14 protein-coding genes are annotated in these 13,138 nt (G+C 66.9%); 11 read left to right on the top strand and 3 right to left on the bottom strand.

Features of this window, described 5'->3' with window-relative positions; translation table 11 throughout:
• The first annotated feature begins 108 nt into the window (after positions 1-108).
• From nosZ to HWV23_RS07890, 6 genes are all read left to right on the top strand, one after another.
• Positions 109-1,950 carry a TAT-dependent nitrous-oxide reductase gene (gene nosZ, locus HWV23_RS07915; protein ID WP_425487437.1) on the top strand — a complete coding sequence of 614 codons (1,842 nt, stop codon included), beginning with the start codon at positions 109-111 and terminating at the stop codon, positions 1,948-1,950.
• A gap of 4 nt (positions 1,951-1,954) precedes the next feature.
• Entirely contained in the window at positions 1,955-2,677 is a 723-nt protein-coding gene (locus tag HWV23_RS07910; RefSeq protein ID WP_178289872.1) for a hypothetical protein, read from the top strand.
• A gap of 2 nt (positions 2,678-2,679) precedes the next feature.
• Positions 2,680-4,068 (top strand): nitrous oxide reductase family maturation protein NosD, encoded by a 1,389-nt coding sequence (gene nosD / locus HWV23_RS07905; protein WP_211693337.1) that lies wholly within the window; start codon positions 2,680-2,682, stop codon positions 4,066-4,068.
• Positions 4,052-4,957: an ABC transporter ATP-binding protein gene (locus HWV23_RS07900; protein WP_178289871.1), complete on the top strand. Its 906-nt coding sequence runs from the start codon at positions 4,052-4,054 to the stop codon at positions 4,955-4,957. The genes nosD and HWV23_RS07900 overlap by 17 nt, the downstream gene beginning before the upstream one ends.
• Entirely contained in the window at positions 4,954-5,859 is a 906-nt protein-coding gene (locus HWV23_RS07895; protein ID WP_178289870.1) for an ABC transporter permease, read from the top strand. Before HWV23_RS07900 ends, HWV23_RS07895 begins: the two co-directional genes overlap by 4 nt.
• Positions 5,860-5,961: 102 nt before the next feature.
• Positions 5,962-6,414, top strand: coding sequence for a pyridoxamine 5'-phosphate oxidase family protein (locus HWV23_RS07890; RefSeq protein WP_178289869.1), 453 nt, complete (start codon positions 5,962-5,964; stop codon positions 6,412-6,414).
• On the opposite strand, the gene HWV23_RS07885 is transcribed toward HWV23_RS07890, so the two are convergent.
• Positions 6,411-6,557 (bottom strand): DUF7560 family zinc ribbon protein, encoded by a 147-nt coding sequence (locus tag HWV23_RS07885; RefSeq protein WP_246282744.1) that lies wholly within the window; start codon positions 6,555-6,557, stop codon positions 6,411-6,413. The genes HWV23_RS07890 and HWV23_RS07885 overlap by 4 nt on opposite strands.
• Positions 6,558-6,718: 161 nt before the next feature.
• Entirely contained in the window at positions 6,719-7,102 is a 384-nt protein-coding gene (locus tag HWV23_RS07880; RefSeq protein WP_178289868.1) for a winged helix-turn-helix domain-containing protein, read from the bottom strand.
• Positions 7,103-7,291: 189 nt separating this feature from the next.
• On the opposite strand from HWV23_RS07880, the gene HWV23_RS07875 reads away from it, so the two are divergent.
• From HWV23_RS07875 to HWV23_RS07855, 5 genes are all read left to right on the top strand, one after another.
• Positions 7,292-7,936 (top strand): helix-turn-helix domain-containing protein, encoded by a 645-nt coding sequence (locus tag HWV23_RS07875; protein WP_178289867.1) that lies wholly within the window; start codon positions 7,292-7,294, stop codon positions 7,934-7,936.
• Between the two features lie 282 nt (positions 7,937-8,218).
• Entirely contained in the window at positions 8,219-8,629 is a 411-nt protein-coding gene (locus HWV23_RS07870; RefSeq protein ID WP_246282743.1) for a MoaD/ThiS family protein, read from the top strand.
• A gap of 22 nt (positions 8,630-8,651) precedes the next feature.
• Positions 8,652-9,827, top strand: coding sequence for a hypothetical protein (locus HWV23_RS07865; protein ID WP_178289865.1), 1,176 nt, complete (start codon positions 8,652-8,654; stop codon positions 9,825-9,827).
• A gap of 61 nt (positions 9,828-9,888) precedes the next feature.
• Positions 9,889-10,446 (top strand): hypothetical protein, encoded by a 558-nt coding sequence (locus HWV23_RS07860; protein ID WP_178289864.1) that lies wholly within the window; start codon positions 9,889-9,891, stop codon positions 10,444-10,446.
• A gap of 323 nt (positions 10,447-10,769) precedes the next feature.
• Positions 10,770-11,294, top strand: coding sequence for an SCP2 sterol-binding domain-containing protein (locus tag HWV23_RS07855; RefSeq protein WP_178289863.1), 525 nt, complete (start codon positions 10,770-10,772; stop codon positions 11,292-11,294).
• A 7-nt stretch (positions 11,295-11,301) separates the two neighbouring features.
• On the opposite strand, the gene HWV23_RS07850 is transcribed toward HWV23_RS07855, so the two are convergent.
• On the bottom strand, positions 11,302-12,963 hold the full coding sequence (locus tag HWV23_RS07850) for an AMP-binding protein (RefSeq protein WP_178289862.1): 1,662 nt from the start codon (positions 12,961-12,963) through the stop codon (positions 11,302-11,304).
• Between the last annotated feature and the right edge of the window lie 175 nt (positions 12,964-13,138).

Below are 13,138 nucleotides of genomic sequence, written 5' to 3'. Positions count from 1 at the left end.
GCACCGCTGGCAACCACCCCAAACGGAAAACCAATGACCGCAGACCAAACCCACACGTCGTCCACGGCGGACGACCACGACGATTCGCATCCCGACCGCGACAGAGAGATGATACTCCCCAACCTGGGGATGGAACGACGTGACTTCATGAAAGCCGGTGCGGTCGCCGGGGCGCTCGGCGGGCTGGCCGGCTGTACCGGCATGCTCGACGACAACTCGGGCGGCCAGACCACGAACGGCGCGCCCAATGCCCACGTCCCGCCGGGCGAACTCGACGAGTACTACGCGTTCCTCAGCGGTGGCCACTCCGGGGACATCCGCGTTCTCGGCCTGCCGTCGATGCGGGAAATCATGAAGATTCCCGTGTTCAACCACGAGAGCGCACGCGGATACGGCTTCGACGACAAGAGCCGTGAGATGCTCGAAGAGGCGGGCGGTTACACCTGGGGTGACACCCACCACCCGCGTGTCAGCCAGACGGACAACGATTACGACGGCCGCTGGGCCTTCGTCAACGACAAGGCCAACGGCCGGATGGCCCGTATCGACCTGCAGTACTTCGAGACGGACGCCATCTGTAACATCCCGAACCAGCAGGGGACCCACGGCGCCTGTTGTGTCCTCCCGGACACCAAGTACGTCATCGGCGTCGGGGAGTTCCGCGCGCCCATCCCGAACGACGGCCGCGACGTCGACGACCCCTCCGAGTACGGTTCGGTCTTCGCCGCCATCAACCCCGAGACGATGAACGTCGAGTGGGAGGTGCTGGTCGACGGCAACATGGACAACGGGGACGGCGGCAAGGAGGGCAAGTGGTTCTTCACCACCGGCTACAACAGCGAGGAGGGGGTCACCGAATCGGAGATGACCCGCTCGGACCGCGACATGGTGAAGGCCTTCAACATCCCCGCCATCGAGGCGGCCGTCGAGGCCGGCAACTACGAGACCATCAACGAGGTGCCGGTCGTCGACGGGCGACAGGACAGCTCGCTGAACCAGGGCGACGACCCCATCGTGAAGTACATCCCGACGCCGAAGAGCCCCCACGGGGTCAGCGTCACGCCGGACAACAAGTACGCCATCGCGAGCGGTAAACTCGACCCGACGGCGTCGGTCATCGACATCGAGGCTCTCGACGAGGTCAGCGACCCCGAAGAGGCCATCGTCGGCCGTCCGCGCCTCGGCATGGGGCCGCTCCACACCGCCTACGACGGCCGCGGCCACGCGTACACGACGCTGTTCATCGACTCGCAGGTCGTCAAGTGGGACATCGAGGCGGCCGTCGAGGCCGAGGCCATGTCCGAGGACCCGGTCGTCGAGAAGATCGACGTCCACTACAACCCCGGCCACCTCATCGCCTCGGAGTCCTACACGTCCGACCCCGAGGGCGACTGGCTCATCTCGCTGAACAAGCTCTCGAAGGACCGGTTCCTCCCGGTCGGGCCGATGCACCCCGAGAACGACCAGCTCATCTACATCGGCGACGACGAGAACGGGATGGAACTGGTCAAGGACAAGCCGTCGTACGCCGAGCCGCACGACGCGTCCATCGTCCAGGCCGACAAGATCGAGCCCGCCAAGGTCTACGACCCCGAGGACATCGACCTCGAATACACGGGTGCGGGCGACGAGACCATCGAGCGGGTCGCCGACGACCGCGTCGAGGTGAAGATGTACTCGATGCGCAACGAGTTCGGCTTCCCCGAAATCACGGTCAAGGAGGGTGACACCGTCGAGATGCAGGTGACCAACATCGAGCAGACCAGCGACATCCTGCACTCGCTCGTCATCCCCGAACACGACATCAACATCAAGATGGCGCCGCAGGAGACCACGAAGGTGACCTTCGAGGCCGACGACCCCGGGGTCTACTGGATGTACTGTGGGTTCTTCTGCAGCGCACTCCACCTGGAGATGCGCTCGCGCCTCATCGTCCAGCCGGAGGACTGATAGCATGAGACAGTCGCTCGCCCGATTTACCGAACTCCGACGGGGCCTGCCGCTCATCGCGGCGGGGCTGCTGCTCGTCGCCCTCGCGTTGCCGATGTGGCGCATCACGCTGACCGCGCCGCAGTACCCCGGCGAGGCGCTGGTCGTCGAGCTGTACGCCTACCCGAAATTGGGCGGCGACTACGGCGAGGTACACGCACTCAACAAGTACGTCGGGTTCTACTACCCCGACCCCGTCTACGTCGAGCCGAACTTCCCGCTCGACGACGGGTCCATCAAGACGCCCGAGTGGGTGCTCGGCCCGGTCGTGTTCGTCGCGCTGGCGGCGCTGGGGGTCTTCGTCTCCCTCGCGCCGACGGTCCGAAAGCTCAAACTCGGGCTGACCGGCATGCTGGCCGGCACCATCGCCCTCTTTACGGGCATGTTCGTCTGGATCCAGTACCGGCTCTACCAGGCCGGCCACTCGCTGGACCCGAACGCACCGCTTCGTGGCGTCGAGGAGTTCACGCCGCCGCTGCTCGGCAGTTACGAGGTCGCGAACATCACCGGCTACGCGTGGTTCGGCCCCGGCGGCTACCTGACGGTCGTCGCGGTCGGCCTGCTGGTCATCGCCTTCCTGTTCCGTGACAGCGAGGCGACCTTCGGCGACGTTCCGGCCATGCTCGAGGAGGCACGGGACGGCGACACGCCCCTCGGCCGCATCCGGGGCCGCGTCAGGGGGCGGTGACCATGTCCGCGCCCGGTCGCACCGCCGAACTCGGCTTCCTGCTGGCCGTCGTCGGGATGCTCGTGATGTCGGCGACGGCGCCGTTCGTCGTCGCGGCGCCCGACGCGGACGCCGAGGAGAGCTTCGACCTCGATATCGACCGTTCGTATGAGGCCCCCGAGGTGCCCGAAGAGAGCACCGCGACGGTCGACGGCGAAACCTACGAGACCGCACAGGCCGCCGTCGATGCCGCCGACCCCGGCGAGACGGTCGTCCTCGAAGGCCGGTTCGCCGAGAACCTCTCGATCAACACGAGCGGCGTGACCGTCGCGGCCGGCCCGGAAGGCGCGGCCATCGACGGCGGTGGCGAGGGCAACGTGGTCGTCGTCCGCGGCGAAAGCGTCACCCTCGACGGCCTGTGGATTCGCAACTCCGGCTACGAGGCCGGCGGCGAGGACTCGGGCGTCTACATCGCGAAGACCGCCAACGAGACGACCCTTCGGGGCCTCTACCTCTCGGAGATTACCTTCGGCGTCTGGGTCAACGGCGCCGACGAGGTGACGGTCGCCGACAGCCGCATCGAGGGCCGCGAGGACGTCGAGCGTCGGACCGACCGCGGCAACGGCATCAACCTCTGGGAGACCGAGGACACCGTCATCCACGGCAACGAAATCACCGACGTCCGCGACGGCATCTACTACTCGTGGGCCCAGGGCGTCGTGACGACGAACAACACCATGTGGGACAGCCGCTACGGCGTCCACTACATGTACTCCGACGACAACCGGCTGGAGAACAACCTCGCGGTCGACAACGACGTCGGCTACGCGCTGATGGTCAGCGACGGGCTGGAGGTCGTCAACAACACCGCGGTCCGCAACGACGGCACCAGCGGCCACGGCATCCTGCTGAAGGACATCGAGCGCTCCGAAGTTCGGGGCAACGTCCTCATCGAGAACGGCAACGGCCTCTACGTCTACAACACGCAGGACAGCCGCATCGCGAAGAACCTGCTGTTGCGCAACGACGTCGGGGTCCACGTCACCGCCGGCAGCGGCGGTCAGGAGGTCGTCGCCAACAGCTTCATCCACAACGCCGACGCGGTCACGACGACGACACAGGACCTCGAGGTCTGGAACGGCACCGAGCGCGGCAACTACTGGTCGAACGCCCGGACGGCCGACCTCGATTCGGACGGCATCAGCGAGGTTCGCCACCGGCCCGCGGGGCTGGTCGAGTACCTCGAAACCGAGCAGCCGCAGGTGGCGGTCTTCGCCGCCAGCCCCGCCTTCGACGCGGTCCGACTGGCCGAGAGTTCCTTCCCGGTCGTCGAGGCGCCCGGCATCGTCGACCAGCGGCCGCTGGCCGAACCACACCACGACGACTGGAGGAAATATGCAGATAACAGCTAACGACGTCCGCAAGGAGTACGGTTCGGTGACGGCCCTCGATGGGCTGTCCCTGGAGATACCCGGGGGGTCGACGTTCGGCGTCCTCGGGACCAACGGCGCCGGCAAGACGACGCTGTTCAAACTGCTCGTCGGCCACGACCGCCCCGATTCCGGGCGGCTGACCGTCGGCGACCGCGAGGTGGCCGACGCCGGCCTGCAGATTCGCGAGCACGTCGGCTACCTGCCGGAACACGTCGGCTTCCCGTCGGCGCTGACCGGCCGGGAGATACTGGAGTTCCACGCGCGGATGCGCGGGCTTCCGAACGACGGCCGCATCGCCGAGGCCATCGAGATGGTCGGCCTCGACGTCGCGGATGCCGACCGCGCCGTCTCCGGGTACTCCAACGGGATGCGGCGCCGCCTCGGCCTCGCGGCGGCGGTTCTACCCCGGCCGTCGGTGCTGGTCCTCGACGAACCGACCGCCGGCCTCGACCCCCGCGGCGTCGCCGAGTTCCACGAGATAATCGACCGCGTCCGGACCGAAACCGGCGCGACGGTCGTCCTCTCGTCGCACGTCCTCTCGGAAATCGAGCGGCTCTGCGACCGCGTCGCCATCCTCGATTCGGGCCGCGTCCTCGCCTCGGGGGCCGTCGACGACCTCGTCGACACCGACGACGTGACGGTTCGACTCCGGCCGGCCAGCGCCGACCGAATCGAGGCCCTCGTCGCGGCCGGCGGCGAGGTCGGCACTGCCTCCGCCACCAACGGTACCGTCACGGTTCGGTGTCCCGTCGAGGCGGTTCCGGACCTCTTCGAGGCGACCGAGCACATCGAACTCGCGGACGTGACCGTCGACCGCGACGGTCTCGATGCGGCGTTCCACGACGCGCTCGGGGAGGTGAACGCATGACCGACGACGCGCCGAGGGAGGACGCCGAAAACGAGGCCCGCCCCGACGGCGGCTACGCCAGCGGTCACGAACTGGTCGCCGACGGCGGCGGGCGGCGGTCGCTCCGACAGCTCGTGACGGTCGCTCACACCGAATACCGGCTCGCGATGCGGAGCCGCTGGGCGCTGGCGCTGACGGGGCTGTTCGTCCTCTTCGGCGCGATGCTCGCCACCTTCAGCGGGTCGGCGGTCGGCCCCGAAGGCATGCAGCGGGTCGTCGCCAGCCTCACGAGCCTCGCGGTATATCTCGTTCCGCTTGCGGCGCTGGCGTTCGGCTACGACGCCGTCGTCGGCCGCGACGAGGAGGGCTGGCTCGAGGTCGTCTTCTCGCTGCCCGTCTCCCGGGCGCGGGTCGTCGTCGGGACCTACCTCGGCCGCTTCGTCGTCCTCGCGGGCGCGACGGTCGTCGGGTTCGGCTTCGTCGGCCTCCTGTTGATTCGGGAGTTCGGCACCACCTACTGGGGGTCGTTCCTTGCCTTCCTCGGCGGGGCGGTGGCGGTCGGCGCGGCGTTCCTCGCGCTGTCGCTTTTGGTCTCGACGGTCGCCCGCGAGAAGACCCACGCGCTCGGCCTCGCGCTGCTGGTGTGGGTGTGGTTCGTCCTCGTCCACGACCTGCTCGCGCTGGGCGTCGTCGCGGCGTTCTCGCTGCCGGAGTCGGCGCTGACCGCGCTGGTGCTTGCCAACCCGGCCGGCGTCTTCCGGGTGCTGGTGTTGAGCCAACTCGGCGCGACTGCCGGCAGCGGCTTTACCGCCGCGCTGGCGACGACGGGCCTCTCGACGGGCCTGCTGGTCGCCTCGCTGGTGGCGTGGTGTGTCGTTCCGGTCGGTGCGGCCGCGGTCCTCGTCCGCCGCCGGCGGGTCTGACCGCTACGGCTCCGTTCTTCTGCTCGCGCTCGCTCGCCGCTGGCGGGTCGAGACGGCCTGATGAATAAACGTGTATAAGTAGTGGGGCGTTAGTGGCCCTATATGCCAATCGACCGGCGTACGGAGATGACCGAGGAGGAGACGGCCGCGTTCCTCGGTCGGCAGGAAACGGGGGTACTCGCGCTCGCTCGCGAGGACACGCCGTACGCGATTCCCATCTCATACGGCTTCGACGCGGACGCCCGTGAGTTCTACATGCGACTCGTCTCGACGCCCGAAAGCGAGAAACGAGAGTTCCTCGACTCCGAGCCGAAGGCCCGACTGGTCGTCTACGACGACATCGAGGACACCTACCGGAGCGTCATCGCGATCGGCGACCTCGAACGCATCGACCCCGAGGAGTTGTCCGTCGAGGAGATTCAGCAGTACGGTGACGCAAAGCGACCGCTGTTCGAAATCTGGCCACAGCAGAAAGGCGAACTGGAAATCGAACTCTATCGACTGGCTCCGGAATCGCTGAGTGGCCGCCTCATCGAAATCGACCGCGAGTTCTAGGCTTCTTCTTTCTCGAAACAGCCGTCCGCCACCGATTCGGTACAGACGGGGCAGCCACTCGAGAGTATCGCCTCTCGCATGGAGGCGTTGACCTCGATTTCCTGCCCGCATTCGGGGCATCTGAACATGTATTGGGTTGTCACGGTGTGTCAGTTCCCGTTCGGTCGTCGGTGGGTCGTCCGCACGCGGCCAGTATATAAGTGCGAAGTCGGCCCACGCATATAGATTTCCCCATCTGGGTTGCTATTGGTCATCGGCATCGGTCGTGGCCGTTGTACGCCCGCTCGCATCGAACCGCGCCATCTCAGTCGGCTCCGATGGGCGCCGGGCCCGAGGCGCTGACTTCCAGGTCGACTTCCAGTTCGCCGGCGTCCATGGAGACCACGAGGCCGTCGAAGGCGCGGCGGTACTCGCTTGCGTGCTTGCCGTCGGCCCGCAGGCGGACCTGCTCTTCGAGCAGGCCGGCATCGGCCAGCATCTCGACTTTCCGGTACGTCGTCGACCGGGGGATGTCACACCGGTCGGTGAGTTCCTGGGCGGTCAGCGCCTCGTCGGCGGTTTCCTCCAGGAGCGTTCGGCAGTCGGGGTCCTCCAGCGCGGTGAAGACCCGCTCGCAGTCGACGGTTTCGTCGCCGACTCGACCGTTCGATTCGTCGCCCAGCGACAGTTGTGAGAGGCCGCTCGTCATATATGTTAGATAGAACTGGAGGGTGGGGAATTGAGACCCACAGTATGTGGGGTGTTTATAAGCAAATCCGAAATCGGGACGGTCAGACGTTGAACCGACGTCTCAGGCAGCCACCGCAAGCGGGGGTTCGGGACACACCCGACGAGTCGGGAGTCAGGCTTAGGGGCCTTCGGAAACGAGGTACGTGCCATGACAGCGGGGATTCGAGCGGAGGTGAAAGTCGACGCCGCGGGGACGTGTCCGGTCGTCCAGGCCTCCGTCTCGGCGGACGCGCCGACCTACTCCGTCTCCCGGAGCGTCTCCCCCGAATCCCCGGACCGCGTCACCGAGGAGTTCATGCTCGAAGCCGACGCCCCCGAGGCCGACGTCGAACTCTCGAAGGTGTTCGACTACGGCGACAAGAAGGTCTACCGCTTTTCCCGGGAGATGGGCCGTGGCTGTCCCTGTGAGGCCGTCGAGACCTTCGATACGCCCGTCATCGACATCCGGACTCGCGAGGGGATGCTCTATCTCGTTTTCCATGCGGCCGGCATGGAGGAACTCCAGTCGGTCATCGGCTCGCTGCAGGAGAAATACCCGACCGTCGACGTCCAGCGGTTGCTCCGCTCGGAGCACGACCGCCCCGACGAGAACCTCGTCTTCCTCGACCGCGGCGAACTGACCGACCGCCAGCGGGAGGTCCTCGAAACCGCCCACCGGATGGGATATTTCGACCATCCGAAGACCGCCAACGCGGGCGATGTCGCCGAAGAACTCGACATCTCGCGGTCGACCCTCTCGGAACACCTCGCGGCCGCCCAGTCGAAACTGCTGGATGCGGTTCTCGACGAGTGATGCCGGCGGCCTGCATAACGCGAGACGCGCGACCGCGAACGCCGGGTGGGTGGTCGAGGCCGCGTTCGGCGCTCGCGGTCCGTCCTGCAAGGGGTACGGGTTGTGCCGAGCGGCGGTCGATGGCTGGCGTCCGAGCCTCGTGGATACCCGTCGCCAGCGGAAACAGGTAGGGCGGGACGCCACCTGAGCGTACACCCACGGTATCGTGCCGCTTTATCCGGCACCGGATGGGCGAACATGTTCGGGGTAGTTCGTTTCCGACAGGGGGCCGTTCCCTCGCCCATGAGTACGGACGAATCGGCGACGGTCGAGCGGACCCCCGACGCCGCGCCGGAGACGACAGTCACCGTTCGCTGTACGGGCCACATCCGCCGCGAGGTCGGCGAACCCGATATGGACTACACCTTCGAGGGCGAGACGCTCCGAGCGTTCCTCGACGCATTCTTCGAGGAGTACGACGTCGCGGACATGCTCATCGCCGAAACCGAGGAGGAGGCGACCGCACACGGGTGGGTGCCCGAGGACGTCGAGGCCGCCGGTGACTGGGCGAAGAACCCCGAGGGCGAACAGACCCGCGCGTTCGCCCGCGTGGCCATCAACGGTCAGTTCAACGAACACCTCGACGGCCTCGATACCGAACTCGACGACGGCGACCGGGTCTCGCTCATGTACCCCTTCATCTTTTGTTGTTGACCGGTGAGTCGTCCCGGTAGCCATGTCGGCCGCCACGGTTTCCCGCGGGGCGCGGGCCTTCGTCGTCGCGAGCCTCGCGTGGTTCGTCTGCTGGCAGGCGGCCGCCGTCTTCGGCGCGGGCCGGCGAGTATCGGTGGTTCTCGGCCTCTACGGCTTCGTTCTCCACATGGTCTTCGGGAAGGCCTACGCACTCGTCCCCTCGTATTTCGACCGGCCGCTGGCGTTTCCGCGCGCGCCGTTCGTCCAGCTCCCGCTGGCGGCCGGCGGGACCGCCGCGATGGCGCTTGATGCGGCCGGCATCGTCGACGCCCGGGCGGTCGGCACGGTCGCGTGGGCACTCGGCTGTGTCGTCTTCGTCGGAGCGCTCCTCTGGAGCGTCCGGGACAACCCCCTCGGACGCGAGACGGGGACCGCCGACGCGAAGGCCCAGTACCGCCCGGTCGACCGCCTCGCCAACGGCTTCGTTCCCGTCGTCTTCGCGTATTTACTCGCGGGCGCTGGTCTGCCGGTCGCCGCGCTCCTCGGCGTTCCGACACCCATCCCGGCTATCGGCCCGCCGGTGACACACCTGCTTGCGGTCGGGACGACGGCGCTGCTCGTCTTCGCGCTCGGGTTCCGCCTGCTCCCGCGCTTCCTGACGGTCGCGCCGCGACGGTGGCTCGCGGCCGTGGTCCTGCCGGCGGGAGCGGTCGGCCCCGCCCTGCTGGCGGTCGATTTCGGCGGCGGAGCCGTGTTTCAACTGGGCGGCACGCTGGTGACGGTTGCCCTCGTCGGCTTCGCCGTCGCCTACGCTGACGTCTTCTACCGAAGCGAGCGACGACGCCTCGGCCTCTATACGGTCCTGCTCGCGGTCACGTTCGGTCTCGGCGTCGGCGCCCTCGGGTTCACGATGGCGATGACGGGTATCGACCCGGCGATGGCCGACGCTCACGCCCGACTCGGCCTGCTCGGATTCCTCGGCCTGACCGTCGTCGGCGTCAGTTACCAGTTCTATCCGCCCGCCGTCGCCACGACTCCGCATCTCGACGACCGAACCGCGACGGGTGTGGTCGGCCTGCTCGCCGTCGGCCTTCTCCTCGAAGCGGGCGGTCTGCTCGGCGGGAGCGACGTGTTCGTCGAACTCGGCCGCTGGCTCGCACTCCTTGGCGCGGTGCTGCACGCCCTCGTCGTGCTGGCCGTGCTTCGAACGCGGGGCTGAAGCGACGACGCGCCCGGAGCGCGGCGGATAGCTTAACCCCGTGGCGGCCCGCGGTCCGATGATGAACCTCACGGACGCGCTGGACCCGGCCGATAGCGAGGCGGTGCGTGCGGTCGCCGCCGCGCTGGCGGGCATGGAGCGGGACCTCCACGACGCGATTCAGGACCACTACGAGGCGCTGGGCGTCGACCCGCCGGCCGACCGCGAGGCCCCCGAAGAGCGCATCGACCAGCTTCAGCGGCTGGTCGACCACCACCTCCGTGACGACCTCTGGGGGTATTTCGTTGCCGAGCAGGCCCCCGAGGAACTGGAAACCCCCGCGGAAGCCGAGCAGTACGCGGGCATGGAGCAGGAGGCATGGAACCGAACCGTCGAGACGTGGGTCGCGGAGGCCGATGTGGATGCCGATGGCGACGAAACGTCGGCCGCCGACCGTATCATCCGAGAACGGTTCGGTATCGACCGCGAGACCTTCGAACGGCAAGTCATCGAGTGGACGCCGGAGCGAACCCTTCGAATCGCCCTGCGCGGCCCGACGGATACCGATATCGAGCGGTTGCGGGTGGCGACGAGAGCACTCAGTCGGAAGTCCGACGGGGACGAGAACGGGGGCGGCTAACTGAGAAACCCGGCCGGTTCCAGTATCGGTTGCCCACCCGATGTGGTGTCAGAGGCCAGACGTGGGGTCGAACGACCGCTTATCCCATGCGGGGCGACAGGGTCCGGTCGCGGGCGACGACCGTGCTGTCGCGGAACCGGCCACTCGAACGATGCTCCGGACGCCGGTTCAAGATGATGGCTCACATTTTAGGTGTGCGGAATCGCTCCGGTGAGTCCGCCCGCCGACTGCCGATTCGCCGTCGCCGTCTTCTCCCGGTGCTTAATAAACCACCTCCGATTCGCGGAGGTAGAACCAACCGGGTCCGTGTGTTATGTGGCCCTATGGCACAAGCAAACGACGCGGTTTACTTCCCGAGCCAGGCGTGGTTCGCCGAGTACGAAGAACAGATCAACGACCACGACGCCTACGCCGAAGCCGCCTCCGACTGGGGCGTCGGCTTCAACGGCGATTTCATCTTCGAGATGCGGGACATGCCCATCGACGAACTCGACACCGAGGCGATGCCCGAGAGCCTCCGGAGCGACATCGAGGAGTACGTCCAACAGGAAGGCGAGGAGTACGTCGGGTACGGCTATCTCGGCCTCGAAGGCGGCGAGTGCACCGAGGCCTACCTCGTCGAGAGCGAAGACGACGTCGACGCTGGCTTCAAACTCACCGCCGACAACGACACCTGGAAGGACCTCATCAACGGCGACATCGGCGCCGTCGACGGCATCATGTCCGGTTCCTTCGACATCGACGGCGACATGCAGAAGGTGATGCAGTATTCGCAGGCCGCCGTCCACCTCACCGAATCCGCAACCCGCATCGACGCCGAATACGCCGACGAGACGTTCCAGAACTAAGCGCCGCTCAGTTCTCGCGGTTCTTCAGGGCCTCGCGGTCCGTCTTCCCGATATCGGTCAGCGGTATCTCCGCGACGAACTCGACTTCGTCGGGCATCGCCTGCCGCGGAACCCGGCCGTCGAGATACGAACGCACGTCGGCGGCCGAAATATCGGCGCCGTCCTCGGCTTCGACGAAAATCTTCACGCGCTCGCTACCGGGCCGGTCGGGGTCCGGCACGCCGACCGTCGCCGGTCGGCGGACGCCGTCCATCCCGAACAGTTCCTCGTCGACCTCCTCGGCGTAGACCTTCAGGCCGGAGACGTTGATCATGTTCTTGACGCGGTCGACGATGTAGAACCGACCCTTCTCGTCGACTTTCGCCACGTCGCCGGTGGCGACGAACCCCTCCTCGTCGAAGGGGTCGGTGGTGTCGAGATACCCCTTCATGCGCTGGGGGCCGTTGACCAGCATCTCGCCTTCCCGTTCCTCCGCGACGGCCTCGTCGAGTGGAATCTCCTCGTCGTCCTCGACGTCCCGGAGTTTGACCTCGGTGTCGGGGACGGGCACGCCGATGGTCGGCTGGTCGTAGCCGGCGTCGTCGGTGGAAGCGGCATCGCCCATGACGGCTTCCTGAATCCCGGCGACGTTGAAATGGGTGATGGGCGACATCTCCGAGAGGCCGTAGCCCTGCGACATGCCGGTCGACTGCTCGCTGAAGCGTTCCTTGGTCTCCTCGGCCAGCGGCGCCGACCCCGAGAGGCCGATGACGTCGTGTTCGAGTTCCTCGTCGGCGATTTCCATGAACTGCGTCGGGACGCCGAACATGACGAGCGGGTCGTACTCGGCGATGTGTTCGCGCATCAACTCGGTGTCGCGGGCGTCGGGCACGACGAGCAGATCCAGCCCCAGCGAAACGAGCATGTTCGCGATGGTGTAGCCGTAGGAGTGGTAGGCCGGCAGCGCCAGCACCGCGGATTCGCGGCCGCGCATCAGGTCCGGCAGCCGGGATTGGGCGGCGATGGCCTGCTTCGCGTTGGCGACCAGATTGCGGTGAGTCAAAAGACACCCCTTCGGCTTGCCGGTGGTCCCGCCGGTAAACAGCAGCGTGTGGGTGTCCCCGGGGTCGATATCGACCGGGTCGGGGTTGTCCGCGTCGTCGAGGACGGCGGGCCACCACTCGACGCCCGCCTCGGAGTCGTGTTCGGGTGGGTTCTCGGCGTAATCGTCGAGGTCCGTCAGGATGAGATGGTCGACGTCGGCGGCCTCTTGGAGTCGTTCGAGCAACTCCCGGTGTTTGTTCTGGCCGATGAGAACGTCGGGGTCGCCCCCCTCGAGGCGGTAGACGAGGTCCTCGTCGGCATCGAGGAAGTCGTTCGGGATGTGGACCGCGCCCGCACGCGAGATGGCGTGAGTGGCGACGACGAACTGGGCGGACGTGGGGAGGACGGTGGCGACGCGGTCGCCTTTCTCGATGCCGCGTTCCTGGAGGGCGGCCGCCAAGGCGTCGACGTCCTCGCGTAACTCCTCGTAGCCGACGTGTCGGCCCGACTGGACGATGCCCTGGTCGGGGTACTGGTCGGCGGCGTCGTAGAGGAACTGATGGAGCGGATAGTCGGGATACGGTTCGAGGGAGTGGTCGACGCCGAAGGCGTCGTATTCGGCGTACCACGGTGGCTCGTCGGTCATACTTGACCGTTCGTCTGCCCGTTCCAATCGGTGTTCGCTCGTATGGGAGGGGGTTTACGTGGGTCCGGCGTTCGGGAGCGGCCGTTCGTTGTCCGATTGTCTCGAGGCTAATTTTCTGTCTACCGCAAGTCTTACGATTAAATTTAGCCAATCATAAGTGCAGGGAAGGGGCAGC

Origin of the sequence: Natronomonas halophila (genome assembly GCF_013391085.1) — an archaeon.
In the GTDB taxonomy this organism is placed as follows: domain Archaea; phylum Halobacteriota; class Halobacteria; order Halobacteriales; family Haloarculaceae; genus Natronomonas; species Natronomonas halophila.
Note: the sequence above shows the minus strand (reverse complement) of the source record. Positions and strands in the feature narration are given on the sequence as shown.